Annotated in this window: 28 protein-coding genes and 1 pseudogene; 19 read left to right on the top strand and 10 right to left on the bottom strand. The window is 62.7% G+C overall.

Translation table 11 applies throughout. From position 1 onward, the window contains the following. Positions 1–90: 90 nt before the first annotated feature. From cysQ to TQ29_RS00495, 9 genes are all read left to right on the top strand, one after another. Positions 91–888, top strand: coding sequence for a 3'(2'),5'-bisphosphate nucleotidase CysQ (gene cysQ, locus TQ29_RS00455; RefSeq protein WP_054537584.1), 798 nt, complete (start codon positions 91–93; stop codon positions 886–888). Further along, positions 888–1,688, top strand: a complete 801-nt coding sequence (locus TQ29_RS00460) for a 3-deoxy-manno-octulosonate cytidylyltransferase (RefSeq protein WP_054537585.1) — start codon at positions 888–890, stop codon at positions 1,686–1,688. Before cysQ ends, TQ29_RS00460 begins: the two co-directional genes overlap by 1 nt. Then, positions 1,685–2,977: a glycosyltransferase family 2 protein gene (locus TQ29_RS00465; RefSeq protein ID WP_082386481.1), complete on the top strand. Its 1,293-nt coding sequence runs from the start codon at positions 1,685–1,687 to the stop codon at positions 2,975–2,977. The genes TQ29_RS00460 and TQ29_RS00465 overlap by 4 nt, the downstream gene beginning before the upstream one ends. A gap of 117 nt (positions 2,978–3,094) precedes the next feature. After that, the gene (gene galU, locus TQ29_RS00470; RefSeq protein ID WP_037203693.1) at positions 3,095–3,988 is read left to right on the top strand and encodes a UTP--glucose-1-phosphate uridylyltransferase GalU; all 894 of its coding nucleotides are present in this window, start codon (positions 3,095–3,097) and stop codon (positions 3,986–3,988) included. A gap of 16 nt (positions 3,989–4,004) precedes the next feature. Beyond that, entirely contained in the window at positions 4,005–4,988 is a 984-nt protein-coding gene (gene galE / locus TQ29_RS00475; protein WP_037203692.1) for a UDP-glucose 4-epimerase GalE, read from the top strand. After that, positions 4,948–6,195 (top strand): glycosyltransferase family 1 protein, encoded by a 1,248-nt coding sequence (locus TQ29_RS00480; RefSeq protein WP_054537586.1) that lies wholly within the window; start codon positions 4,948–4,950, stop codon positions 6,193–6,195. Before galE ends, TQ29_RS00480 begins: the two co-directional genes overlap by 41 nt. 58 nt (positions 6,196–6,253) lie before the next feature. Then, complete coding sequence (locus TQ29_RS00485; protein ID WP_054537587.1) at positions 6,254–7,264, top strand: glycosyltransferase family 2 protein; 1,011 nt, start codon at positions 6,254–6,256, stop codon at positions 7,262–7,264. Next, positions 7,261–8,958 (top strand): beta-1,6-N-acetylglucosaminyltransferase, encoded by a 1,698-nt coding sequence (locus TQ29_RS00490; RefSeq protein ID WP_054537588.1) that lies wholly within the window; start codon positions 7,261–7,263, stop codon positions 8,956–8,958. The genes TQ29_RS00485 and TQ29_RS00490 overlap by 4 nt, the downstream gene beginning before the upstream one ends. A gap of 6 nt (positions 8,959–8,964) precedes the next feature. Then, complete coding sequence (locus TQ29_RS00495) at positions 8,965–10,422, top strand: hypothetical protein (protein WP_054537589.1); 1,458 nt, start codon at positions 8,965–8,967, stop codon at positions 10,420–10,422. Here TQ29_RS00495 and TQ29_RS00500 read toward each other — a convergent pair. The 7 genes from TQ29_RS00500 to TQ29_RS00530 all read right to left on the bottom strand — a co-directional run bounded on the left by TQ29_RS00500 (position 10,391) and on the right by TQ29_RS00530 (position 15,203). Beyond that, complete coding sequence (locus TQ29_RS00500; protein WP_054537590.1) at positions 10,391–10,855, bottom strand: PTS sugar transporter subunit IIA; 465 nt, start codon at positions 10,853–10,855, stop codon at positions 10,391–10,393. The two genes, TQ29_RS00495 and TQ29_RS00500, sit on opposite strands and share 32 nt — an antisense overlap. Before the next feature lie 55 nt (positions 10,856–10,910). Then, the gene (gene hpf / locus TQ29_RS00505) at positions 10,911–11,474 is read right to left on the bottom strand and encodes a ribosome hibernation-promoting factor, HPF/YfiA family (protein ID WP_037203923.1); all 564 of its coding nucleotides are present in this window, start codon (positions 11,472–11,474) and stop codon (positions 10,911–10,913) included. Between the two features lie 258 nt (positions 11,475–11,732). Continuing rightward, on the bottom strand, positions 11,733–12,494 hold the full coding sequence (gene lptB / locus TQ29_RS00510) for an LPS export ABC transporter ATP-binding protein (RefSeq protein ID WP_054537591.1): 762 nt from the start codon (positions 12,492–12,494) through the stop codon (positions 11,733–11,735). After that, positions 12,491–12,994 carry a lipopolysaccharide transport periplasmic protein LptA gene (gene lptA / locus TQ29_RS00515; protein WP_054537592.1) on the bottom strand — a complete coding sequence of 168 codons (504 nt, stop codon included), beginning with the start codon at positions 12,992–12,994 and terminating at the stop codon, positions 12,491–12,493. The genes lptB and lptA overlap by 4 nt, the downstream gene beginning before the upstream one ends. Next, positions 12,994–13,617 (bottom strand): LPS export ABC transporter periplasmic protein LptC, encoded by a 624-nt coding sequence (locus tag TQ29_RS00520; RefSeq protein WP_162231800.1) that lies wholly within the window; start codon positions 13,615–13,617, stop codon positions 12,994–12,996. Before TQ29_RS00520 ends, lptA begins: the two co-directional genes overlap by 1 nt. A gap of 4 nt (positions 13,618–13,621) precedes the next feature. Then, complete coding sequence (locus TQ29_RS00525; RefSeq protein WP_037203680.1) at positions 13,622–14,587, bottom strand: SIS domain-containing protein; 966 nt, start codon at positions 14,585–14,587, stop codon at positions 13,622–13,624. A gap of 4 nt (positions 14,588–14,591) precedes the next feature. Further along, entirely contained in the window at positions 14,592–15,203 is a 612-nt protein-coding gene (locus TQ29_RS00530; protein ID WP_054537594.1) for a ribonuclease D, read from the bottom strand. A gap of 273 nt (positions 15,204–15,476) precedes the next feature. On the opposite strand from TQ29_RS00530, the gene TQ29_RS00535 reads away from it, so the two are divergent. After that, the gene (locus TQ29_RS00535; protein WP_157445486.1) at positions 15,477–16,940 is read left to right on the top strand and encodes an O-antigen ligase; all 1,464 of its coding nucleotides are present in this window, start codon (positions 15,477–15,479) and stop codon (positions 16,938–16,940) included. Between the two features lie 168 nt (positions 16,941–17,108). Continuing rightward, positions 17,109–17,633, top strand: coding sequence for a PleD family two-component system response regulator (locus TQ29_RS00540; protein WP_052071159.1), 525 nt, complete (start codon positions 17,109–17,111; stop codon positions 17,631–17,633). A gap of 12 nt (positions 17,634–17,645) precedes the next feature. Here the strand turns inward: TQ29_RS00540 and TQ29_RS00545 are convergent, their stop codons facing one another. Beyond that, positions 17,646–18,332: a TetR/AcrR family transcriptional regulator gene (locus TQ29_RS00545; protein ID WP_054537596.1), complete on the bottom strand. Its 687-nt coding sequence runs from the start codon at positions 18,330–18,332 to the stop codon at positions 17,646–17,648. A 150-nt stretch (positions 18,333–18,482) separates the two neighbouring features. Between TQ29_RS00545 and TQ29_RS00550 the strand changes: the two genes are divergently transcribed. The 5 genes and pseudogenes from TQ29_RS00550 to TQ29_RS21085 all read left to right on the top strand — a co-directional run. Next, positions 18,483–20,084, top strand: a complete 1,602-nt coding sequence (locus tag TQ29_RS00550) for a cytochrome P450 (RefSeq protein WP_082386482.1) — start codon at positions 18,483–18,485, stop codon at positions 20,082–20,084. An 80-nt stretch (positions 20,085–20,164) separates the two neighbouring features. Then, on the top strand, positions 20,165–20,476 hold the full coding sequence (locus TQ29_RS00555) for a 2Fe-2S iron-sulfur cluster-binding protein (protein ID WP_054537597.1): 312 nt from the start codon (positions 20,165–20,167) through the stop codon (positions 20,474–20,476). Positions 20,477–20,566: 90 nt separating this feature from the next. After that, complete coding sequence (locus TQ29_RS00560) at positions 20,567–20,917, top strand: DUF4286 family protein (RefSeq protein WP_037203671.1); 351 nt, start codon at positions 20,567–20,569, stop codon at positions 20,915–20,917. A 1-nt stretch (position 20,918) separates the two neighbouring features. Further along, positions 20,919–21,677 (top strand): SDR family NAD(P)-dependent oxidoreductase, encoded by a 759-nt coding sequence (locus tag TQ29_RS00565; RefSeq protein ID WP_054537598.1) that lies wholly within the window; start codon positions 20,919–20,921, stop codon positions 21,675–21,677. Between the two features lie 113 nt (positions 21,678–21,790). Beyond that, positions 21,791–22,101 (top strand): annotated as a pseudogene (locus tag TQ29_RS21085) (hypothetical protein); the annotation flags it as partial. On the opposite strand, the gene TQ29_RS00570 reads toward TQ29_RS21085, so the two are convergent. Further along, positions 22,068–22,748, bottom strand: a complete 681-nt coding sequence (locus TQ29_RS00570; protein ID WP_054537599.1) for a cupin domain-containing protein — start codon at positions 22,746–22,748, stop codon at positions 22,068–22,070. The pseudogene TQ29_RS21085 and the gene TQ29_RS00570 sit on opposite strands and share 34 nt — an antisense overlap. 86 nt (positions 22,749–22,834) lie before the next feature. Continuing rightward, entirely contained in the window at positions 22,835–23,977 is a 1,143-nt protein-coding gene (locus TQ29_RS00575; RefSeq protein WP_054537600.1) for an FAD-dependent oxidoreductase, read from the bottom strand. A gap of 155 nt (positions 23,978–24,132) precedes the next feature. On the opposite strand from TQ29_RS00575, the gene TQ29_RS00580 reads away from it, so the two are divergent. The 3 genes from TQ29_RS00580 to TQ29_RS00590 all read left to right on the top strand — a co-directional run bounded on the left by TQ29_RS00580 (position 24,133) and on the right by TQ29_RS00590 (position 25,907). Next, the gene (locus tag TQ29_RS00580; protein WP_054537601.1) at positions 24,133–24,636 is read left to right on the top strand and encodes a TetR/AcrR family transcriptional regulator; all 504 of its coding nucleotides are present in this window, start codon (positions 24,133–24,135) and stop codon (positions 24,634–24,636) included. Between the two features lie 354 nt (positions 24,637–24,990). Then, positions 24,991–25,416 (top strand): organic hydroperoxide resistance protein, encoded by a 426-nt coding sequence (locus TQ29_RS00585; protein WP_054537602.1) that lies wholly within the window; start codon positions 24,991–24,993, stop codon positions 25,414–25,416. A gap of 14 nt (positions 25,417–25,430) precedes the next feature. Continuing rightward, positions 25,431–25,907, top strand: a complete 477-nt coding sequence (locus tag TQ29_RS00590; protein ID WP_054537603.1) for a MarR family winged helix-turn-helix transcriptional regulator — start codon at positions 25,431–25,433, stop codon at positions 25,905–25,907.

The raw sequence follows: 25,907 nt of genomic DNA on the forward strand, positions 1-25,907 counted from the left end.
TTTGCACCCGATCATAAGGGGATTGTGAAATTCTTACAATGTCCCGGCATATGCGGGGAAAACGGTCATCGGGTTCAAGGAGACAGGGCATTGGACTATCGGAAATTGGAAACGGTCTGCCGCCGCGCCGCGCTGGAAGCCGGTGCGAAAATCATGGAAATCTATGAGGCAGACGATTTCGAAGTGAAGTCGAAATCAGACGAAAGCCCGGTGACGGAGGCGGATGAGGCCGCGGACGCGATGATCTCTGCCGCGCTGAAAGCCGCCTTTCCCGATGTTCTGATCGTGACCGAGGAACAGGCCGACAGCCACGCCGAAAGCGCCGAGAATTTCCTGATCGTCGATCCGCTCGACGGCACCAAGGAATTCGTCAAGCGCCGCGGCGATTTCACGGTGAACATCGCCTATGTCGAGGCCGGCGTGCCGGTGCGCGGTGTCGTCTACGCACCGGCGAAGGGTCGGCTGTTCTATACGACGGCCGATGGCACGTCGGTCGAGGAGACCGGCGATCTGGCGCTGGATCAGGCGGGCGCGCTCAAGCCGATCAAGGTATCCACCCCTGACAACAATGCGCTGGTCGTCGTTGCCTCCAAGTCTCATCGCGATCAGGCGACGGATGATTACATCGCCAAATACGCGGTGAAGGATATGACGAGCGCGGGGTCTTCGCTGAAGTTCTGCCTCGTGGCAACCGGCGAGGCGGATATCTACCCGCGCCTCGGCCGCACGATGGAATGGGACACTGCCGCAGGCCATGCCGTTGTCCTGGGCGCGGGCGGACAGGTGCTGCGGTTCGATGATCACAGCCCGCTGACCTATGGCAAGCCGATCTATGAAAACCCGTTCTTCATCGTCACCTCGCCGGGTGTGGAGCTGAAAGACGCCTGATGCCGGTTCTGATCGTCATCCCGGCGCGCTATGCCTCGACCCGCTATCCGGGCAAGCCGCTGGTCGGGCTGAAAGGCGCGAACGGGCTGGAAAAGAGCCTGATTCAGCGCTCGTGGGAGGCCGCCTGTGCGGTGCCCGGCGATCCGCGCGTCGTCGTGGCCACCGATGATGATCGGATCCGGCTCGCGGCGCAGACCTTCGGGGCCGAGGTGGTGATGACCTCCGAGAGCTGTGCCAACGGCACCGAACGCTGCGCCGAGGCTTATGACGCGCTGGGCGGCGGGTTCGACATCGTGGTCAACCTGCAGGGCGACGCACCGCTGACGCCGGCGTGGTTCGTCGAAGAGCTGGTGGCCGGTCTGCGCGCCGATCCGGTGGCCGAGGTCGCGACTCCGGTATTGCGCTGCGACGGGCAGACGCTGAACGCGCTGCTGGAGGATCGCCGCGCGGGCCGTGTCGGCGGCACGACCGCCGTGTTCGGGCAGGATCGCAAGGCGCTGTATTTCTCCAAGGAAGTCATCCCCTATACGGGCCGGACCTACGCCGATGACGCGGAAACCCCGGTGTTTCACCATGTGGGTGTCTATGCCTATCGCCCCTCGGCGCTGGCGGCCTATCCGCGCTGGGCGGCGGGGCCGCTGGAACAGCTTGAAGGGCTGGAGCAGCTTCGGTTCCTGGAGCGGGAGCGCCCGGTTCTGTGTGTCGAGGTAGCGGCGCGCGGGCGGCAGTTCTGGGAGTTGAACAACCCCGAAGACGTGCCCCGGATCGAAGCCATGCTGATTGGCATGGGCGTGGAATGAGCGATGGCCTTCGGGTCAGCGTGGTGGTTGCCAGCCATCAGCGGCCCGAGGCGCTTTCACGGTGCCTTACGTCTCTGACACAGCTTGATTTCGCGGAATTCGAGGTTGTCGTGGCCGCCGACGCGCGGGGCCTGGCGGCGGTTCGCGCCCTGGGGCTGGGCCGCGCGGTCAAGCAAGTGGTGGTCGAGGCACCGGGCGTTTCGGCGGCCCGCAACGCCGGGCTGTCCGTGGCGGCGGGCGATGTGGTGGCCTTCATCGATGATGATGCGGTGGCCGAGCCGACGTGGCTGACCCATCTGACCGGCCCGTTCCGGGATGCGCAGGTGGCGGCGGCCAGCGGCTTTGTGCGGGGACGCAACGGCATATCCTTTCAGTGGAAGGCGCGGACGGTTGACCGGCTCGGCCGCCATATGCCGCTGGAGGTGCCGCAGGGCGCGCCCAGCCTTCATCGCGGAACGCCGGAGCGCGCGATCAAGACGGAGGGAACCAACATGGCCTTTCGCCGTGCGGCTCTGGCGCGAATCGGCGGGTTCGATCCCGCCTACCGCTTCTTTCTGGATGAAACGGACGTGAACATGCGCCTGGCGTTGGACGGCGCGGTGACGGCCATCGTGCCGCTGGCCCAGGTTCATCACAGCTTTGCCCCCAGCCCGCGCCGCACCGCGACGCGCGCGCCGCTGTCCTTGTTCGAAAACGGGGCCAGTACCGCAGTTTACCTGCGCAAATTCGCACCGGAGCCCGATCGGGCCGCCGGTTTCGCGCGGCTACGAGCGGACGAACGGCGCCGAGTGGTGCGACAAATTGTCCGGGGCAACCTGAGCCCGCGCGACCTGCGGCGCCTGATGGATGATCTGGAGGCGGGGCTGGCCGACGGGCTTTCGCGCCCGATTCGGGCCCGCGCGCCGCTGCCCCCGGCGACAGAGCCGTTCCGGCCTTTTCCGGGGATGCCGGGGCGCGGGCATCTCCTGCTTGCCGGGCGGGCATGGCAGGCCAGGCGCCTTCGCCGCAACGCAGAAACCCTTGTTTACGGAGGACAACCCGTAACCCTGTTTCTGTTCAGCCCGACCTCTTTCTTTCACCGGATGCGGTTTCGCCAGCCGGGATACTGGGAGCAGACCGGCGGCCTTTTCGGACGCTCCGACAGAGGGCAGCCCCTGTTCCGGATCGCGGGCTTTCACACGCGTGTGCAAAGGGAAAAGGCGCGCCTGTCGCATGTGCGAAGTTTTGAGGCAACAATTCGCAATAATTCCCCTTTGGCGCGGGGTGATGCAACCAATAGTGGGAATTGACGGTTAATATTTGCATCGCTGAGACATAAGGTGCGTACACAGGGCTGAAGGACGACTTGTGTTTCGTGAGTGTGTCAGCCGCATTATGATCGAACAGGCTTGGAGCATGGTGGAGCTATGAAACGTAAAGTAACCAAAGCAATCTTTCCAGTCGCCGGCTTGGGAACCCGCTTCCTGCCAGCGACCAAATCTGTTCCCAAGGAAATCATGACGCTGGTTGACCGCCCGTTGATCCAATACGCGATCGACGAGGCCCGCGCCGCCGGTATCAAGGAATTCATTTTCGTCACCTCGCGCGGCAAGAGCGCGCTGGAAGATTACTTCGACCACGCGCCGCACCTCGAGGCGGAACTGCGCAAGAAGGGCAAGGACGACCTGCTGGAGGTTCTCAAGGCCACCAACATGGAAAGTGGCGCGATTGCCTATATCCGGCAGCAAAAGGCGCTTGGCCTCGGGCATGCGGTCTGGTGCGCGCGGCGGCTGATCGCGAACGAGCCTTTCGCCGTCATCCTGCCCGATGACGTCATCGCCGCCGAAAAGCCCTGCCTTCAGCAGATGGTCGAGGCCTATGAGGAAACCGGCGGCAACATGGTTGCGGCGATGGAAGTGCCGCATGACAAGATCAGCGCCTATGGTGTTCTGGATGTGCGCAAGGACATGGGCCACATGGTTTCCGTCGCCGGAATGGTTGAAAAGCCGGATGCCGACAAGGCGCCTTCGAACCTTGCCGTGATCGGCCGCTATATTCTGACGCCCAAGGTTCTGCACAACATCAACAAGATGAAGCAGGGTGCGGGCGGGGAAATTCAGCTGACGGATTCGATCGCCGCCCAGATCGACGAGCCGGATGGGGTTTACGGTTTCCGTTTCCGTGGCCAGCGGTTCGACTGCGGCTCCAAGGCGGGGTTCCTGCAGGCAACGGTGGCCTTTGGCCTGGCCCGCGAAGAGTTGCATGACGAATTCGCGCAATATCTGCGCGAGATGACGTCGATCCGGAACGCGGCGCAGTAACGCAGGCTGGGAACAGATGACGAATGTATTGGTAACCGGGGGCGCGGGTTATATCGGGTCGCATGCCTGCAAGGTTTTGCGCGCGGCCGGCTATGTGCCCGTCACCTATGACAATCTCTCCACCGGCTGGGCTGACTCGGTCAAGTTCGGGCCGTTCGAGCAGGGCGACCTGACCGACAGGGCGCGGCTGGATGATGTTTTCGCGCGGTACAAGCCTGTCGCCGTCATGCATTTCGCGGCCTTCAGCCAGGTGGGCGAAGCGATGCGCGAGCCGGGGAAATATTGGTACAACAACGTCTGCGGATCGCTCTCCTTGATCGAGGCGGCGGTGGCGGCCGGCTGTATGGATTTCGTATTCTCCTCTACCTGCGCGACCTATGGCGATCAGGATGGTGTGGTGCTGGATGAAAACAGTGCCCAGATGCCGCTGAACGCCTATGCCGCGTCGAAGCGCGCGATCGAGGATATCCTGAAGGATTTCGAGGCCAGCCATGGTTTGAAATCGGTCATCTTCCGCTATTTCAACGTGGCCGGCGCCGACCCCGAAGGCGAGGTGGGCGAGCATCATCAGCCCGAGACGCATCTCATCCCGCTGATGCTGGACGCGATCGAGGGCAAGCGCCCGGCGCTGACGGTTTTCGGCACGGATTACGACACGGCCGACGGCACCTGCATCCGCGACTACGTGCATGTGATGGATCTGGTCGATGCGCATGTTCTGGGCCTGAAATGGCTGGAGCAGGGCAAGGGCAGCCGGGTGTTCAATCTGGGCACCGGCAAGGGCTTTTCGGTGCGCGAGGTGATCGATCATTCGCGTTCCGTTACCAACCGCCCGGTTCCGTTCGAGGAAGGCCCGCGCCGCGCGGGCGATGCGGTTTGCCTTGTGTCCGGCAGTACGCGGGCGGAAACCGAACTGGGGTGGAGCCCGACACGCTCGACCCTGGAGGCGATGATTTCCGATGCCTGGCGCTGGCACCAGACCGGCCACTACGATCGCTGAGCCGCGTCCGCGGCTGCTGGATGTCACCCGCCTGATCTCACGCGCGGGGCACGGTGTGCTGACCGGTGTCGATCGGGTCGAACTGGCCTATCTGAAGCGTTTTCTGGCTGACACAGAGCCTTTTTTCGCGATTTCCCGAACGGCGCTGGGATATGTGCTGCTGGACCGGGCCGGGGCCGGGCAACTGCTGCGGCGGCTGTGCGGCGATGCGGACTGGGGGCGGGGCTTTCTCTGGCGCCAGTCGCCCCGCGCGCGGGGCGAGGCCGATTTGCGGCGGCTTTGCGTGGCGCGCTGTCGGCCCGGGGGGCTTGGCGCGATGCTCGACCGGTATCTTGGGCCCGGCATGGTCTATTTCAACGTGGGCCACAGCAATCTGACCGAACCGATGATGCAGGCGGTTCATGCGCAGGGGGCGGGCCGGGTTGTGGTTTTTATCCACGACACGATCCCGCTGGATTTCCCGCAGTTTTCGGGCGTCGGCATCCCCCCGAAATTTCGTACCCGGCTGGAGGCTGTGCGCCGGAACGCCGATCTGGTGATCTGCCCTTCGGATGCATCGCGGCGCGACGTGCTGCGGCATTTCGGCGAGCGCTTGCCGCAGCCCAAAGTGATCTTTGCGCATCCGGGGATCGAGGTCGCCCCGGCGGACGATTCAGGCGAAGCAGAGCCTGTCCAGCCCTATTTCGTTACCGTCGGTACCATCGAGCCGCGCAAGAACCATTCGCTGTTGCTGGACGTCTGGGAGGATCTGCACGCCCGGTTGCCGGCCGGACAGATTCCGAAGCTTTTCATCATCGGCCGGCGCGGCTGGCGAAACGAGGCGGTGTTTCGCAGGCTCGACAGCGGGTCCTACATGGGCAAGACGGTTTTCGAGATTTCCGACATGGCCGACGGGCCGCTGGCAAGGCTGGTTCGGGGCGCGCGGGCGCTGCTGTTTCCCAGCCTGGCCGAAGGTTTCGGCCTGCCACCGGCGGAGGCCGCCGCCCAAGGCGTTCCGGTGATCGCGACGGACCTTGCGGTTTACCGTGAGACACTGGGCGATTACCCCGTTTACCTGGCCGGGCGCGATGTCTATTCTTGGCGGAACAAGATCGAGGAACAGGTACAAAGCGGGCAAAAGCCGGGCGGGGCGCATGGAAAGGCGGGTCAGAAACCGACCATTCCATCGTGGGAGGGCCATTTCAGGCACGTCTTAGGCAATATGTAATCCGCGCGTGCTAGCTGCTGCGGCAACGGTATCCCGGTGCCGGGCAAGAGGAGATGGGGTGGGCGCGATTTCGTCATATCGTCTGCGGCTTCAGCGCAAGCGGTGGCGGCTTCGTGCGCTTCGCAAACGGCGGGAGCTCAAACCCGTCGCCGACCGCACCGTATCGATCCGCGCCGACGACGTGCTGCTGTTTTCGACCCTGCGCAACGAACGTGTGCGCCTGCCGTATTTCTTCAAGTATTACCGTGACCTGGGCATCAACCATTTCATCATGGTCGATAACGGTTCTGACGATGGCACGCGGGAATATCTGGAAAGCCAACCCGATGTTTCTTTGTGGACAACGAACAAGAGCTATCGGCGCGCCCGGTTCGGCGTTGACTGGCTGAACTGGCTGCAACGCAGATATGCCCACGGCCATTGGTGCCTGACTGTCGATATCGACGAATTCTTCATCTATCCGTTCTGCGATACCCGGCCGATCCGCGCCCTGACGGACTGGCTCGATGCCTCTTCGATCAAATCCTTCGGGGCGATGCTGGTTGACATGTATCCGCGCGGCGCCGTCGATGCCGAGGAATATCGCGCCGGCGCCAACCCGTTCGAAATCGCCGAATGGTTCGACAGCGGGAATTACACGATCCACAAGAATTCCAAGTTCGGAAACCTGTGGATTCAGGGCGGGCCGCGCGCGCGCACCTTCTTTTACGATCAGCCGGAGCGGGCGCCCGCGCTGAACAAGATCCCGCTGGTGAAATGGCACCGCACCTATACCTATGTCAGCGCGACCCACATGCTTTTGCCGCGTGGCCTGAACCTGGTCTATGACGAATGGGGCGGGGAAAAGGCATCGGGCTGCCTGCTGCATGCCAAGTTTCTGAACAGCTTCGTCGAGAAATCCGAGGAAGAGCTGGTTCGAAAGCAGCACTACGCCAACAGCCACGAATACCGGGCCTATAACGACGGGCTGAAAGACAATGCCAGCCTGTGGTGCAAATGGTCCGAGAAATACATCAACTGGCGCCAGCTGGAGATTCTGGGGCTGATGTCAAAGGGCAACTGGGCGTGAGCGTCGGCTTTGTGATGCTGGTTCACAATGCGCTCGACAGGGCAACCGCCGTGGCGCGCCACTGGGCCACCAGCGGCTGTCCGGTTGTCATCCATGTCGACAGGCGGGTGAACCGCAAGGACTATACTGCCTTCGCCGAAGGGCTGGCCGATCTCGGCAATGTGAAGTTCAGCAAGCGCCACCGGGTGGAATGGGGCACATGGTCGATCGTCGCCGCGACGCAATCGGCGGCCGAGCTGGTGCTGGCGTCATTTCCGCAGGTCCGGCATGTGTATCTCGCCTCTGGATCGTGCCTGCCGCTGCGCCCGGTGGGCGAGCTGCGCCAGTATCTCGACAGTCGGCCGCGCACCGATTTCATCGAATCCGTGACCACCGAGGATGTGCCCTGGACGGTTGGCGGCCTCGACCGTGAGCGTTTCACCCTGCGGTTTCCGTTTTCGTGGAAGCGGCACCGCTATCTGTTTGACCGTTATGTCAGGCTGCAGCGGAAACTGGGCTTCAAACGCCGCATTCCCGCCGGCCTCGTGCCGCATCTGGGATCGCAATGGTGGTGCCTGACGCGCGAGACGCTGACCGCGATTCTGAACGACCCGGACCGCGAGATGTTCGAGCGGTATTTCACCAAGGTCTGGATTCCCGATGAAAGCTATTTTCAGACACTCGTCCGGCAATACAGTCAGAACATCGAAAGCCGCTCGCTGACCCTGTCGAAGTTCGATTTTCAGGGCAAGCCGCATATCTTCTATGATGATCACCTGCAGCTTCTGCGCCGGTCCGACTGTTTCGTGGCGCGCAAGATCTGGCCGCAGGCGGATCGGCTCTATTCCAGCTTTTTGTCCAACGATCCGGCCGTCACCAAGAACGCGGAGCCGAACCCCGGCAAAATCGACAGGCTGTTTGCCAAGGCGGTGGATCGGCGGACGCGCGGCCGGTCCGGCCTTTACATGCAAAGCCGCTATCCGAACGAGGGTTGGGAAAACGGCAAGACCTGCGCGCCTTATTCGGTATTCGAAGGGTTCGAGGAGCTGTTCGAAAACTTCGAGACCTGGCTGTTCAAGGCGGTCGGGGGGCGGGTGCACGGGCATCTGTTTCACCCGGCGCGGGCGCAGTTCGCCGGCGGCGAGACCGTGTATAACGGCGGGCTGCCCGACAGTGCCGCGCTGCGCGACTATGATCCCAAGGCGTTTCTGACCAACCTGATCTGGAACACCCGTGGAGAGCGTCAGTGCTTTCAGTTCGGCCCCGGTGACGAGCAGGACATAAGCTGGTATCTGGCCACGGACCCGAATGCGCAGATTTCCGTTATCACCGGCGCCTGGGCGGTGCCGCTGTTTCATTCCTCGAACAATTTCGCCTATATCCGGCGCGAGGCGGCGGCGCTGCAAAAGATCGAGGCGAAGCATCTGGATATCCTGCGCTCTCCCCACACGCGGGCGCGGGTGCGGATCTGGACGATGGCGGAGTTTGTGCAAAACCCGATGGAACCCTTGCAGATCATCATCGACGAGATCGCGCCGCGCGGACAGCGGCGGCTGACAGAGGCGCCGGTGATGGCCGCTCTGAACGGGTTCGGGCAATTCCTGCAGAACCTCAAGAATCAGGGCATGCATCCGCATCTGATGGGGGATTTCCCGGTGGGCGATGATCCGGCATCCTCGACACGAGAGCGGCACAAACCCTATCTGGTGAAGTAAGGACATATGGCAGGCCCGTTCGATTATTTCGTTATCCTTGCGGAAATGCGCACCGGCTCCAATTTCCTGGAGGCCAATGTGAACGCGTTCGACGGGCTGACCTGCCATGGCGAGGCGTTCAACCCCAGTTTCATCGGCCATAGCGGCGTGACCGAGATGTTCGGGGTTACGCTGGTGCAGCGTGAAAAAGACCCGTTTCGCCTGTTGTCGGCTCTGGTTGCGCAGGGCGGTGCATTGCCCGGCTTCCGTTTCTTCCACGATCACGATCCGCGTATCCTGACGCATGTGCTGAACGATCGGCGCTGCGCCAAGGTCATCCTGACGCGCAATCCGCTGGACAGCTATGTTTCGCTGAAGATCGCGGCGGCCACCGGCCAGTGGAAGCTGACGGACATGCGGCATCAGCGGACCAAACGCATCCGCTTTGATCCGGCTGAGTTCCGGGATCATCTGGATCGCGTTCAGGGGTTTCAGAAAGAGATCCTGCACAGCCTTCAGTGCTCGGGGCAGACGGGATTTTATCTGGCCTATGAGGATCTGCAGGATCTTGCGGTATTGAACGGGCTTGCACGGTTTCTGGGTGTGTCAGAGACAGTTGATGCGGTTTCGGACCAGCTGAAAAAGCAGAACCCGGCGCCGCTTTCGGACAAGGTGACGAATTTCGCCGAGATGCAGGATGCCTTGGCACAGCTCGACCGGTTCGATCTGTCGCGCACTCCGAATTTCGAGCCGCGCCGGGGCCCGTCGGTTCCGGGCTATGTGGCGGGGGCGCAGGTGCCGCTGCTGTTCATGCCGATCCAGGGCGGGCCGGTGGATGCGGTCGAACAGTGGCTGGCGGCGCTCGACGGGGCGGAGCATGGCGCGCTCCGGCGCGGGTTCACGCAAAAGACCCTGCGCCAGTGGAAGCGGCAGCGCCCGGGGCACCGCGCCTTTACCGTCGTCACCCACCCGCTGGAACGGGCGCATAACACGTTTTGCGACCGTATTCTGCGTACCGGGCCTGGCAGTTTCGGCGAGATCCGCGCCACCCTGCGCAAGACCTACAAGCTTCCCCTGCCCACGGGCGGGCTGGAAGGCTACGGGCCAGACGCGCACCGGGCGGCGTTTCTGGCGTTTCTTCAGTTTCTGAAGGGCAACCTGAACGGCCAGACCAGCATTCGCGTCGATCCGGCCTGGGCCACGCAATCAAGCCTGATGCAGGGCATGGCGCAGTTTGCCCTGCCCGATATGGTGGTGCGGGCCGAAAGGCTGACAGAAGAGCTGGCGGTACTGGCCGCGCAGGTGGGTCTGGCGCCGCGTGGCCCGCTCGTGGGCAGCGCGGCGCATCCTGTTTCGCTGTCGACGATCTATGATCACGCTTTGGAAGAGGCGGCGCGCGACGCCTATCAGCGGGACTATCTGTCGTTCGGTTATGGTGCCTGGCAGCCGCCCGTCAGGCCGCCTGAGAGGCCGGCGTCTCGGTAAGGACGGCGTGCAGCGCGGCGGGATCGGAATTGGCGCGCAGCTTGCCGCAAATCGTGGCGTCGCGCAGGGTGCGCGACACCAGGGCAAGCGCCTTGAGATGGTGCACGCCCGAATCCTTGGGCGCGAACAGGGCAAACACCAGATCGACCGGCTGACGATCGACGGAATCGAAATCCAGCGGCTTTTCCAGACGCAAGAACACGCCTACGACGGTGTCCAGCCCCTCCAGCCGGGCATGGGGCAGGGCCACGCCGTGGCCCACGCCCGTGGGGCCAAGGCTTTCACGCTCCTGCAGCGCGTCCACGGCGTCGGAGGCATTCAGCCCATAGACAGACGCGGCAATTTCAGCCAGATCCTGAAAAAGGCGCTTCTTGCTGGACAGCGTGCCAAAAACCTTGACCGCCTCGGGTTTTAGGATGCTTGAAAGTTCCATGTATCCAATACTGCCTGCCGCCAACCAACCGGGCGGGCCGTTTATCTGTTGCCCCTCATGGATCAATCCATCCAACATTGCCGTCTTCACGGCGGTGGACGATGTTGATCCCTCCGGACTTTTCGTTGCGGAAAACCAGGAGCGGGGCACCTGCCAGTTCCATTTGCATGACCGCCTCGCCAACCGAAAGCGACGGGACTGTCGTTTCCATCTCGGCGATGATCATCGGCTGAAGCGTTTCGGGCTCCGAATCTTCGCTATCCTCCGTGCTGGCGAGGATATACGAGGACGCGCCGCTTAGTTCAACCGGCTGCGCCCGGTCGCGGTGATGGTCCTTCAGGCGCCGTTTGTAGCGGCGCAACTGCTTCTCCATCTTGTCGCGGCAGCCGTCGAAGGCGGCGTAGATTTCGGTGGCGTGGGCCTTGGCCTGCGCGGTCAGGCCGGTGGAAAGGTGTACGGTGGCCTCGCAGACATATTCATGCGCATTGCGGGAAAAGATGATATTGGCGTCGGTCGGGCGTTCGGCGTATTTGTCGACCGCCACGCCGAGTTCCTGTTTCACATGTGTCTGAAGCGCTTCGCCGATGTCGATCTGTTTCCCACTGATTTGATAGCGCATCACGCCACCTCCTTTTTTGCACATGGCTGCCCTGCCGATAGGGCGCAGAAGCGGGACCATGTTGTTATAAATCGAGGGCCATGTCGCCCGGAAGTCTCCGGGCGCGTTCTTTGCACCAGCCTTGTACGGCAGCGCCTGAACGATGAAGGAACGGTCATACATTCCACGCATTTGGCGATAATTCAGCGGCGTGTGTCAACGGAATAGCTATGCCGCAGCGCGGCGAGCGGGATGCCGGCCGGCGCTTTCGCGCCCGCGTCACGAAATGCGGAAGTTCTGCCCCAGATAGACCCGGCGGACGTTTTCATCCTGCACCACCTCTTGCGTGGTGCCGCTCATCAATACGGTGCCATCGTGCAGGATATAGGCGCGATCGACGATTTCCAGCGTCTCGCGCACGTTGTGATCGGTGATCAGCACGCCGATCCCCCGTGTCTTCAGATCGGAGACAAGGCCCCGAATCTCGCCCACCGCGATCGGATCGACACCGGCGAAGGGTTCATCCAGCAGCAGGTATTTGGGATTGGCCGCGAGACAGCGCGCGATTTCCACGCGTCGCCGTTCGCCGCCCGAAAGCGAAAGCGCGGAGGCGCGGCGCAGGTGGCTGATGGAAAATTCCGACAGCAGCTCTTCCAGGCGTTCGCGGCGCTTGTGCGGGTCTTTCTCGGCGATCTCCAGAATGGCCAGGATGTTATCCTCGACAGACAGCCCGCGGAAGATGCTGACCTCCTGCGGCAGGTATCCGATGCCCAGCTTGGCGCGCCGGTACATCGGCAGGCCGGTCACGTCGCGACCGTCGATCATGACGGATCCGCCTTCGGGCGTGATCAGGCCGGCGATGTTGTAAAAGCAGGTCGTCTTGCCCGATCCGTTCGGGCCGAGCAGGGCCACGACCTCGCCCCGGCCCAGTTCCAGGCTGACGTCGCGGATCACCGGGCGGCGGCGGTAGCTCTTGCGAAGATGCACGACCTTCAGGCCGGCATCGCCATCCGAAACCTTCAGATCGGGGGCCCGGCTCATTGTTCGGCACCGGGCTGAAAGATGGATTTCACGCGCCCCTCCATCACCCCGGTTCCGCTGTTCAGATCGACGACGAGCCGTTCGCCCGAAAGCGCGTTCTGGCCCTGGGTCAGGATCACGTCGCCCGTCATCACGATCGAGGATTCGTCGATGGAATAGACGGCCTCGCGCCCTTCGGCGGCTTCGGCGCCGTTCACCAGAACCACGTCGCCCGAGGCGTGAAGCCGCGCGATGCGGCCGGTGGTGGTGCCGTTCTGCGTGGCATATTCGACCACGACCTTTCGGGCGGTCAGGCGCATCTCTCCCTGGCCGATGATCACCTGGCCGGTGAACACGGCGGTGCCGGCGGCCTGATCGACGCGCAATTCATCCGCCGTGATCTCGACCGGAAGCGAGCTGTCCTGCCGTAGCCCGCCAAAGGCCACCTGCGCCCCCTGGGCAAGCGCCATCGCCGGCAAAGCCGCAAGAAAGAGAACGGCCAGACCGGCCCGCAGGTTCATCAACGGGTATCTCCCCTGTTTTCGGGTTCGTATATCAGCTTGACGCCCTGCTTGAAAACCAGAACGTAGCCGCCGTTTTCCCCGCCTGTTTCATCAAGCTGCATCTGTCCGGCTGTCAGATCGCCCATCGGGCTGGTCACTTCAACCGTGCTGTCAGCGGTGACAGAGGTGTGCGTCAGTGCGGTGATCACGCTGTCGGTAACGATGTCGTATCCATCGGAGGTGATGATATGCACCCCGCCCTCAAGCACTGCGCGGTCCTGATCCGTATCGATCATACCCGCGACCGACGAGATATCGGTATGGGCGCCGTTGGGGAAATCGAGCCGGGCGGAAATGGTCGATGCGGTGCCGCGGCTCGGGTTCAGAAGATCGGGGCGCGCGGTATCGGCCGAGATCGAAAGCGCGGTGCCATCGGACGTGACGCCGGAATAGTTCGGTTCGTTGATCCGCTGTTCGCGCGCCAGCCGTTCGACATCCTCTTTGCCCAGGGGCAGGGAATCGGTCGGGTCGCCATCATGCGAGAACATGAACAGCGTCGACAACAGCGCCAGCGCGGCCAGCGGCAGGATGATTTTCGCCAGCGCGATGAAGCGGGAATAGGCGTTATCGCGGGAGGCCATCGCCTCAGGCGACCCCGGCGCGCAGGCAATCATGGATATGCAGGATGCCCTCGGCTCGGCCGTCGCCGCCGGGTGCGACCACGAACAGGCAGGTCACCTTGCGCCCGTTCATCACCGCCAGCGCCTCTTCGGCCAGGGCGTCGGGGGCGATGGTCAGCGGGTTTTCGGTCATTACCTGATCGGCGGTCAGATCGAGCAGGCCCTGCATATGGCGGCGCAGGTCGCCATCGGTGACGATGCCGATCAGCCGGCCGTTTTCGTCGGTCACGCCGACCACGCCAAAGGTTTTCTGGCTCATGGTCAGCAGCGCGCCGCTCATCGGGGTGCCGGTGACAACGGTGGGCAGCTCATCGGGCCCGTGCATCAGATCGCGCACCTTGGAAAGCTGCGCGCCGAGCTTGCCGCCGGGGTGGAAGGCGCGGAAATGTTCCGGTGTGAACTGGCGGTGTTCCATCAGGGCGATGGCAAGCGCGTCGCCCAGCGCCAGCGTCATGGTGGTAGAGGTGGTGGGAACGATGCCGGTATCGCAGGCTTCGGGCGCGGGCGGCAGCAAAAGCGCCACGTCGGATTCCCGCAGCAGGGTCGAACCCGCGCGGCCCGCGACGCCGATCATCGGAATGGAAAAGCGGCGCGTATAGGCCACGATATCGGCCAGTTCGGGCGTCTCGCCGGAGTTGGACAGCACCAGCGCCACGTCGCCCCTGGCCAGCATGCCCAGATCGCCATGGCTGGCCTCTGCGGGATGGACGAAATGCGCGGGGGTGCCGGTGGAGGCGAAGGTCGCCGCGATCTTGCGCGCGATATGCCCCGATTTGCCCATGCCGGACACGATGACACGCCCCTGTGCGCCGAGAATCAGCGCCACGGCCTCGGCGAAGCTCTCGTCCAGCGCATCGGCCAGAAGGGTCAGCGCCTGTGCCTCTCGGGCGATGACGCGGCGGCCGGTCAGGAGGAAGGTTTCCTTGTTCATCGGATCAGTGATCGAAAATGTCGATCTCGGGCCAGCCGATCAGATCGAGCCGGGCGCGGGTTGGCAGAAAGTCGAAGCAGGACTGGGCAATCTCGGTGCGCCCCTCGCGGGCCAGCCGCTTGTTCAGCGCCTCGCGCAGCCGGTGCAGGTAAAGCACGTCGGAGGCGGCATAGGCGATCTGCGCGTCGCTGAGCGTCGCGGCACCCCAGTCGGAGGTTTGCTGCTGCTTGGAGATGTCTACCTCGAGCAGTTCCTGAAGCAGGAATTTCAGTCCGTGCCGGTCGGTATAGGTGCGGATCAGTTTCGACGCGATCTTGGTGCAGTAGACGGGCGCGGTCAGAGCGCCGAAGGCGTGATACAGCGCGGCAATGTCGAATCGCCCGAAATGAAACAGTTTGAGCACCTTCGGGTCGGTCAGCATCCGGCACAGGTTCGGGGCGCTTGTCTGGCCCTTTTCGATCTGCACCAGGTGGGTGTTGCCATCGCCACCGGACATCTGCACCAGGCACAGCCTGTCGCGATGCGGGTTCAGGCCCATCGTTTCGCAATCGATCGCGACGACGGGGCCCAGGTCCAGTTCATCGGGAAGGTCGTTCTGATAGAGGGTGTTTGTCACGGTGGTTCCTGAATTTAAACTTTTGCCCGGATGTGGCCATATCAGGACCTCAATGCTCAGGCAAATGCCGGGGTAGGCATTCATCCGGCGAAGGCGCGGTGTGCAGCGGATATGTAGCGGTCTGCGGCCGGGATCTCAACGGCTGTATCCATCTATTCCCTCGCAAGGGCGGGTGCGCACCGGATCGCGGCGGGCTATTGCAGCATATAGTGTCTGTGCCGCTTTCGTCTTATGGTGTTTTTGTGGCGTAGCGGACCGGGCAGGGTTTCTGGAATGGTAGATAGTGCACTGAGTGGCGGCGGGCAGTTCCGCAGGATTGCGATTGGCGACTCCCCGGCGGGAAAGCCCGTTATGCTGGTGATCGTCTTCATCTGCCTGCTGGTGCCGGTGATCCTTTCGGTGGGTGCGCTCAATCTGCATCTGTCACGCGCGCTGCTGCTGCTGATGTTCTTTCCCATGCTGTTTTCCTGGGCGAGCGGCAAGACGGGCTCGGTTCACATGGTCGATTTCGCGGTTTTCGCGGCGGCGCTGTGGTCGGCGCTGGCGCTTATCGTCGCGCACGGGTTTTCCAACGCGATCGAGCCGGTCGGGTATCAGATCGTCGAAACTGTCGGCGGCTACATGGTTGGCCGCGTGCTGATCCGGTCTCCCGAGACGTTCCGGAGCTTCGTGAAGATCAACTTCATCGCGATCATGATCCTGATGCCGTTCGCCATCATCGAAACCCAGACGGGCGAGCCGCCGATCATTCACTTCTTCAGCAATTTCGTGAACTCCACCAAGATCATCACCTATGAAGCGCGTCTGGGGCTGGAGCGGGCGCAGGTGGTGTTTCCGCATCCGATTCTCTATGGCGTCTTCTGCGCCGCGCCGCTGGGCATGGTGATCTATGTCCTCAACTTCCGGGCGGCGACGCCGGTGTCCATGCTGCGTGCGTTTGGCGTGGTGGTCGCGGCATTTTGTTCCGTCTCGACCGGCGCAATCATGATCCTGTCGCTGCAGTATTTGTTCGTGCTCTACGATCATGTCACGCGGCAGGTGAAATCCCGCTGGCTGCTTTTGCTCGCGGCGTTCGTCTTTGTCTATGTGGCGATCGACCTTGCCTCCAACCGGACGCCGTTCCATGTGTTCGTCAGCTATCTGACCCTGAACCAGGGAACGTCCTACACGCGGATCCTGATTTTCGACTATGGCATCCAGAACGTCTGGGCCAATCCGATATTCGGTCTGGGCCAGAAAGACTGGGTGCGGCCCTTCTGGTTGCGGCCCAGCGTCGATAACTTCTGGCTTCTGATGGCGATGAGGTACGGCATACCTGGCTTCCTGCTGTTCATCGGTTCGTTCATCCTTCTTATCATCCAGCTCGCCTTCCGGCCGTTCAAGACAGAGCGCATGCTGTCTTACCGCAAGGGGTATCTGATTTCCCTGATCGGGCTGATGTTCGCGCTGGCCACGGTGCATATCTGGCTGTCGGCCTATGTGTGGTTCATGATGATGCTGGGCGCCGGGGTCTGGATGCTGGACTATTCCGACGATGCGGGCGATCAGGCGGGCGACGCCGCACCGGCGGGCGACGGGCGCGGGATGCAAAGGGCGCGCTTCGGCAAGGCCCAGCCCGACGAGCCTGTGGCCGTGGCGGTGCCGGCGAATGACATTTCGCGCTACACACGCTTTCCGGCCAAGCCGGGGCCCGAGGCCCGCGCCGTCCGGGCGCCGCACCCGCGCAAAGGGCGCTGAGGCCGTTGCGACATCGCGTACCGTGGCAGGCGGATTGGCGGGCGGGTGACGCAAGGTCGCGGGCATGCGCCCGAGCCTGCCACAAAATGACCGCAAACTTTCCATATTCCCCGGCGAAATATCGCCTAGGTTGAATTATGAATCTCTGCACAGCCTTGGGGGGTCGGTGTGAAACTTCTTGTGGTAGACGATGACGACTTCATTCTCGAACTGCTGCCGATGGTATTGGCGCTGTTCGGTTACGAAGACGTTTCGGCCAGTGCGACGCCGTTGGATGCGCTCGCGCTGGTGCGGCACGAACAGCCCGGCTTTGATTGCCTGCTGCTCGATATCCAGATGCCGGGTATGGACGGGATCGAGCTTTGCCGGCAGATCCGCGCGTTGCGGGGCTATGCCGACACGCCGATCATCATGCTGACGGCGATGTCGGACAAGGACTCGATAGATCAGGCATTTGCCGCCGGTGCGACGGATTATATCACCAAGCCGTTCGACGTGACCGAAATCGGCGCGCGGGTGCGCGTCGCGGCAAAGCTGAAAGAAGCGCAGGACGCCTTGCAGGTTGTTCACCAGAACCATGAGAAAGCGGTTCAGAACAGCCGGCTCCCGGATAAGGCCCAGGTGACGCGCAAGGAGATCTCGGAGCTGTTCGCGGGCGAGCTTGGCTACCGGGGCAAGAGTTCCACAGGCTGATCGCGCAGCATCTCAGGGCAGGCGTGACGATGCGGCCGCGCCTGCCTTCATGTGAGCTTCGGGCTCGATCATGATTGCATTCAGCGAGAAATCGGTTGCGAACTTCCGCCAGAAATCCAGCCGTTCGGGAGCCGAGAAATCCACCGGAACGAACCCCGCGATGACCTTTCCGCCGGTGAAATTACCGATCACCGCCATGATCGCGACCGAAAAAGCGGCTTCGGGCTCCAGCTCCTTGCGGAACACTCCTGTCTCCTGTCCGGTGCGAAAAATATCGTAAATGCGCACGATCAGTTCGGGGCCACGTTGTTTCAGTTCGCGGCATTCGGGAATGTGTTTTCCGCGATAGACGCTTTGATCGTTGAAAAGCCCGGCCAGGAACGGCCACCTTACGAACAGATCGAAGACACCTCCGAGGAACATCCGGATCGCCTCTTCCGGCGAGAGGGATTCGTAATCGGGCATCGACAGTTGCTGGATGGCCACCGCTGTCACCTCTTCCATCACCGCAACGTAGAGTTCGGCCTTGTTGCGGAAATAGTGGTGGATGAGCTGCTTGGAAACACCGGCCTCCAGCGCGATCAGATCAAGCTTGGCCCCCGCCAGGCCCGCGCGGCAGAACTCATTGGTCGCCGCCTCCAGAATTAGTTTCAACCCCTCCCGTTTCGACCTGCGGCGCTTGCGCTGCTCTGTCGGCATCACACCTCCCCTTCCTCCCTGTTGTCTCCCGGCGCCCTGTGGGCTGCCACCGCTTAGCTAGGTGCACACTACAATGAATGGGCATTTTCTTCCGGCCCCCAGACCTTAGCGTGAGGGCGGAGATCGAGTAAACGACCTTGGGGGGATACCATGAGTGACACAGCCGGCGTGATTGCCGATACACCGGCCCATGTGCCTGAACATCTGGTGCGTGAGGATTACCCGTTCATCATGGGGGCGCAGACCTCCCGCAACCCGTTCAGCACCATGGTTCCCGCTCTGCACGAAGGGCCGGGCCTGATCTATTCCACGAATTTCTATCCGGGGTTTCAGCCGGCATGGGTTCCGCGGCGGCTGGAAACGCTACAGGCGCTTTACATGGATACCGACCATTTCTCGAGCGAGGCCTTTTCGCCGTTTCCGACACTGATCGGAGAGACCTGGAACCTCGTGCCGGTCGAAATCGATCCGCCTGCCCATGCGGTTTACCGCACGTTGCTCAACCCGCTTTTTACGCCCGGCCGTATGCGCAAGCTGGAAGACAAGGTGCGTGACGCGGCGCGCGAAGCGATTGCGGCGTTCAAGGACAGTGGCGAATGCGAATTCATGGGCCATTTCGCCTTTCAGTTCCCGATTGTCGTCTTTCTTGATCTGATGGGCCTGCCCCATGACCGGATGGCGCAGTTCATGGAATGGGAATTCATGCTGCTGCACAGTCTGGATATCGAAGAGGTCGCCAAGGGCACGCGGCTGGTGGTCGACTATTTGCGCGCTGAAATCGAAGACCGCCGCGCCAAGCCCACAGACGATCTGATCAGCTTTGCCGTGACCGCCACGATCGAGGGGCGCAAGCTGAATGATGACGAGCTGATCGGGCTGTGCTTCAATCTTTTCATCGGTGGGCTTGATACGGTCTCCACCAATATCGCCTGGCAGATCCGCCATCTTGCCGAACACCCGCAAGACCAGCGCCGCCTGCGTGAGGACCCCACGCTTATTCCCGCCGCGGTCGAGGAAATGTACCGCCGCTATGCTGCGGTGACGACATTCCGCACCTGCGTCAAACAAACCGAGCTGGACGGCGTGACCATCATGCCGGGCGACAAGATTGCCATGCCGACGACCTTGGCCAACACCGATCCGGGCGCGTGGGACCGCCCGTTCGATGTCGATTTCGACCGGACCCCGCGACACATCACATTCGCCTACGGGATTCACCGCTGCATCGGCGCGCCGCTTGCCCGGCGAGAGTCGGTGATTGCCATCGAGGAACTGTTGGCGGCTGTCCCCGAGTTCCGCATCGCCGAGGGCGAAGAGCTGATCACGGAACTGGGGCCGATCCTGCAGCCAAAGAACCTGCCGCTTGTGTGGGGTGACCGGCGCACCCGCCTCACCGCCGCGACGGCCAAGCCACAGGACGTGGCCGCCGCGCAGTTGCAGGGGGAGCGCATCGGATCTTCGATTGAAGATGTCCTTGCCTTTCTTGCCGCCAAGCTGAGCACGATGGAGCCGTTCGGAAAGGTGATCGAGATGCGTCTGGACGACCACCAGATCTTCCTCGACGGAACGGTTAATCCGCCGGCACTTGCCGGGAGCGACGAAAAGAATGCCGATGTCAGCGTCCGGGCCGGGCTCAAGAACTTTGTTGCGATCCTCAACAAGGAGATGAGCCCCCAGATGGCCATGATAAAGGGCAAGATCAAAGTCAGAGGCGACATCATGTCGGTGATGGCGCTGACCAAGCTGCTCTGACCGGTTTCATCTCAATTCCACCCTTACACCTGCCCGGCCAAGTGTCCGGCCGGGCGAACTTTCCGCAATTGGAGCCTGATATGCCCGAGATTACCTTTGTCACCACAGCCGGGGAGGAAATAACCAAGGAAATCCCGGTTGGCCTGTCCCTGATGCGCGGCGCGGTGGAGGCGGGGATAAACGACATACTGGCGGAATGCGGCGGCGTTGCCTCTTGCGGCACCTGCAAGATCATCCTCGACGAGGCGAATGCCGGCAGGATTCCCCCGGCTGATGCGTTCGAAGGTTCGATGCTCGAGGACGACCCGGAAGGGTGGCGCCTCTCCTGCCAGATCATCGTGGATGACACGCTGGAGGGGCTCGTCGTCCGGCTGGCGCCGACGGAATACTAGGCCGCGCCACCGCCAGAACGAGGCGAAGCCGTCTTTCAACACGCCGAACCACACGACCCGTTCCCGCAAAGACATGAATGAGGAGTAACCATGTCACAATTTGCCTATGTCGTGCTCAGCAACCCCGTTCCGGGGCGAGAGGACGAGTACAACGATTGGTACAGCAATCGCCATCTGGCCGATGTCACGGCCGTTCCGGGATTTATCGCCGCGCAGCGGTTCCGCTTGATGGATGACAGCGCCGAGGGGGCGCCTGCCCAGCGGTACATGGCGATATACACGATGGAGACCGACGATCCCGCAGCGGCGGTCGAAAGCCTCCGAACGCTGGTCGAGACCGGGAAGATGGCCATGAGCGAGGCGTTCTCGATGGAGGACATGGCCATCCACCTCTACGAAACGATCACGCCGCTTGTCTGCAAAGCACCGGAGGGCGCGTAACATGGGCAAGGGCGAATTTGACGGAAAGGTCGTTCTGGTCACCGGCGCCGCCTCTGGCCTTGGGCGCGCGGCGAGCCTGCGTTTTGCGGCGGAGGGCGCGAAACTGTGCCTGGTCGATCTGAATGACGAGGGGCTGGCCGAGACCGCGCGGCGCATCTCTGGCGCGGGCGGCGAAAGCGTGACCTATGCCGGCGATCTGGGCGATCAGGCACATTGCGCCGCTGCGGTTGCACGCGCAATCGAAGGGTTCGGGCGTCTTGACGTGCTGTGCAATGTGGCCGGGATCCTGCGGTTTCACGCGCTTGCCGACGTCACACCGGACGTGTGGGAGCGGCTGTTCTCGGCCAATGTCACGGGGCCGTTCTTCATGATCCAGGCGGCGATGCCTCATCTTGTGAAAACCGAGGGAAATATCGTCAATGTCGTCTCTACGGCGGCGTTTCTGGGGCAGGCCTATACGGCGCCCTATGCGGCGACCAAATCAGCGCTGCTGAGCCTGACCAAGTCGCTGGCCATGGAGTTCATGCACTCGCCCGTGCGCATCAACGCGCTGGCGCCGGGGGGCATGATGACGGAGATGATCCAGACATTGCAGTTTCCGGCGGATGCCGACCCGAGCCTCATCGCGCGCTATACCGGTATACGCCCGCCCTCGCAGCCGGATGACATTGTTGAACCGCTGATGTTCCTGACCTCGGATCGTGGGCGATCGGTGCACGGGGCCTGCCTCAGCGCCGACAACGGAATCACCTCGGGCTGACGCCCCGGCCTGGAAAGGCAGGGATGCGCCGCCGCGCGGCGTTTTCCGCATATTTCCGGCGGATATAAAGAACCCCCCTCGTCGCAAGGCGGGGGGCGGTTTGCCTCGGCGAAAAGGGCATGGATCACGCCTGCGGAGCGCCATAGCACACTCAGACCCAGGGCAAGGTTAAGCGCTGGCCCCAGACCATGAAGAACCGTGTCCGGCTCTAGCATTACTTCTTGCCCGGCGATCTCGATCGCCGGATCAGTGCCTTGGTCGAGGACTACAACATCAACTCTACCATGAGAGCCTTGGGAACCTGACGTCAGCCGACGTCTACTTCGGTCGCGCTGAGCAGATCCTGAAACAGCGAGAGGAGATCAAGCGTAAAACCATGCACAAGCGGCCTCACTCCGGCATCAGCACCCTCTGCGGATGCTGAAGCGGCGCCTCCTTGAGCCATATCCGCACCGTTTCAGAGCCGACGGATGCGCACAGCGCCTGCCCGGCCGGCAAACGCCCCCAGCTTTGCGCGCCTAAGGCGTCGCCATCGACGCGCAGCCCCCCGGACAGCACCAGAAATTCGAGTCCTCTCTGATTTTCCACCGTCACCCTTGCCTCTGGCTGCCACTCCTCCAGAGAGACCCGCTCGGCGCCGTCGTCGAACAACAGACGTGCCGCGCTGGCCCCGGAACGCAAAGGCGCCGCCTCTCCCTCGCCCGGCTGGCGGACGATCTGCGCCTCGTCACCCTGGCGGTATTGCCAGAGGCGCACGAAGATCGTGCATCCCTCTTTTGCCGCCGGTTCATGCGCGCTGCCCGGCGGGTTGCGGAAATAACTGCCTGCGGGATAATCGCCATGCTCGTCCTGAAAGGTGCCCTCCAGCACAAGGATCTCCTCGCCGCCATGATGGACATGGCCCGGAAAGGCGCTTCCCGGCGCATAGCGCACGACAGAACTCGCGCGGGCGACTTCGGCCCCCTCGCGGTAAAGCATCTTGCGCTCGACCCCGGCCGCGGGGCTGGGCACCCAGTCAAGACGGGCCGCGTGCACGATGACGGGGCGGTTCAGGTCGTTATTGATCTGCATTGCCATATTCTCCCATGGGTCAAATCATCCGGGACCTGACGTCGCCGGATTTCATCCTTTGACGGGCCAGGACCGCGAGCGGGGTCTCATGGTTTCGTCCCCCGGATATCAAGGCTTGGTTGGCGCGCCGCGCAGGCCATCGGCCCGGTCAGAATCTCCGCCACGGCCCGTCCGGCGGCCTCGACCGCCCCGGCGAGATAGCCGGGTTCGGTGCGGCTGGTCTCGCTGCCGATGAGCGCGATGCGGCCCTGCCAGTCGCCCGGCACCCACGGCGCCCCGCTCGGGGCGGGATGACCTGTGGCCTCCTGATCGTCCGGGGTCGCGGTCAGCGGATCGGCGGCCCAATCTTTCAACAGGGTCGCCTGCGGCGCTCCGGCATCGGGGCCGAACAGCTCGGCGAGTTGCCGGACGGCGGCCGCGACGAGGGAGTCGCGCCCCGCGACAGCGCGCTGTCGGGCAGGCATGCCAAGGAAACCGAACAGGGCCGCCTTCCCGGAAGCCGTTGTCGCATCATGGATCTCGACGAGCGGGCCGACCAGGCTTTGCGCGGTGCCGGAAAGCCCCGCCTCGCGCCAGAACGGCCGCTCGTAGAGCGCGAAGAGCTTGGCATGCGGCGCCATCCAGGTCGGTGTTTTGCGCCAGCGCCGGGCGGTTGCCTCCTCGAGCGCGGGCGAGAAGGCGACTGTCGCGTCAAGCAGCCGCGGCGGCAGTGCGAGGAGCACCTGCGCCCCGGCAAGGCGGCATTCGGCACCGGCGGCATCGATAAAACCGACCTCGACCAGCGGGTCGGCACGCGCGACATGCGTGATCCGCGCGCCGAGTTGGAGGGATGTCCGCGGCAGGCCGGAGGCCATCGCCGCGATCATGGCACCGCTGCCGCCGACGATGCGCATGGACTGTGGCGCCTGCCGCATTCCGCGATAGCGTTGTGGCGCCTCCTGGGACATCCTTTGAAAGATGACATCGCCCTCAGTGTTTTGTGCAACGGTGGCCAAGCCAAGCGAAGTGACAAGCGCCCGCATGTCCGGTTGCTCATCCGGCCAGAACCAGGAGGGGCCGAGATCGAAACCGTCCGCCGTCAGGATGCGACCGCCCAGCCGATCGCGGGCCTCAAGCAGGTGAAAGGCAACACCGGCCCGATGGAGAAGATGCGCGGCGGTCAGCCCGGCCAGACCGCCGCCGACGATGAGGACCGGCGCGTCTGGCGTGGGGGTCTGCAATCTGGTCATGGGGCTCGTTTCATCATGCTGTGCATCGACATCCTCTGATCAAGATGATCACCTGTGCAGAAATGACCGTATATCTACCGATAGATAGGTTGCTAGCAATTGCTCGTGGAAGGCGCAAGGCCTATCTATCGGTTGATAGGTGAGGGGATGTGACTGTGAAAGACACGGCGGATGCGATCATGGATGCGGCGGAGCGGCGGATACGCGACGCGGGATACAACGGCTTCAGCTTTCGCGAAATCGCGGAGGAGGTCGGGGTGAAAAGCGCGAGCGTGCATTATCATTTCGCAACGAAGGAAGACCTCGCCGCCTCTGTCGCGCGCCGCTACACGGAGCGGTTTTTGCTGTCCGTCGACGAGGAAGTCGCAAGCGGCTGCGGTACCGTCGAAGCCTGGGTGCGGGGGTTCCGGCGCGCGTTGAATGATGACGGAAAGATGTGCCTATGCGGTGCGCTAGGGGCCGCATCGCATTCTTTGCCGAAGGAGGTGCTGAGCGAAGCGCAACAGTTCTTCCGGCTTGGCCTGGCGAAGCTGACCGAAGGGGGGCTTTCGCAATCCCGTGCGCTGCAAGTCATGGCCGCGCTTGAAGGAGGGATGTTGTTGGCCAATGTCCTGGCAAACCCTGACGCTTTCCACGCCGCAGCAGCGGGTCTATCCTAGCCGAACCGCGAACCCACCGGGCAATGTCATATCTGCCGGCGTCCGGTCATCTGGCATACGCGAAGCAACACTTTCACCGGCGCTGAGGGTCTCCGCTTTGCGATCATTGTCGGCAGGGTCTGCCTGCCGCACGCTCGGCCAGTGCCGTGGTTTCGCCTGGGTCTTTTTGCACATTGTCTCTCCTGATCACAGCAACCCGGCCGTCTTCAGCACGACAATCCACTCAACTCGTCGTCCAAGGTTGTCCGAGCCACTTTTCAAATCGACGTGATCGGTTGGTGATGCAGTATGTTTTGCATTGTGCACAATTATATTGATAACTACAAAAGTTGAGACAGACACAGGAGACTCACCATGAGCACACTTTATTCCACGACAGTCACCGCGGTTGGCGGCCGTAATGGCACGGTCCGCAGCGACGATGGCCTTGTCGACCTGCAGCTTTCCATGCCGAAGACCCTGGGCGGCAAAGGCGGCGCAACCAACCCCGAGCAGCTTTTTGCGGCTGGCTATGCCGCCTGTTTCGGCAACGCCGTCATCCACGTGACCCGCAACAAGGAAGCGAAAATCCGCGACAATGATGTCGAGGTGGTCGCCACCGTCGGCATGGAACCGAACGGCGCGGGCGGGTTCGGTCTGACGGTCGCGCTGGACGTGACCCTCGCGGGTGTCGATCAGGCAACCGCCGAAGAGATCCTTTCGGAGGCGCACAAGGCCTGCCCCTATTCCAACGCCGTCCGGGGCAATATCGACGTTGCCCTATCGGTCAAGACACGCTGAAGGAGCAGGGTTCGGTGTCCGCCCCGAATGACGACGATCCGCTGAATCTCGACCGGCAGGTCTGTTTTCCGCTTTATGCGGCCACCAACCTGTTGCAACGGGCCTATCGGCCCGTGCTGGCGCCTTTGGGTCTGACCTACTCGCAATATCTGGTCATGCTAGTGCTGTGGGAACACGACCCGCTCAGTGTGGGCGAGCTGGGCGCGCGCCTGCATCTCGACAGCGGCACGCTGACCCCGTTGCTGAAACGCATGGAGCAAGCGGGCCTTGTCGCGCGCCGCCGCGACCCGCAAGACGAGCGGCGGGTTCTGATCGCGCTGACACAAGACGGCCGGGACCTGCGCGCCGCTGCGCGGAAGGTGCCGGAAACCCTTGAAAATCAACTCGGCCTCGATCCGGTGGCGATCGAGGACCTGCGCAGCTCGGTCCAGGCCATGGTGCGTACGCTGGCAGGCAAGACAACATCCCCCCAATCAAAGGAGCAACTTTAG

This window comes from Actibacterium sp. EMB200-NS6 (assembly GCF_001305615.1).
GTDB classification, from domain to species: Bacteria; Pseudomonadota; Alphaproteobacteria; order Rhodobacterales; family Rhodobacteraceae; genus Actibacterium_A; species Actibacterium_A naphthalenivorans.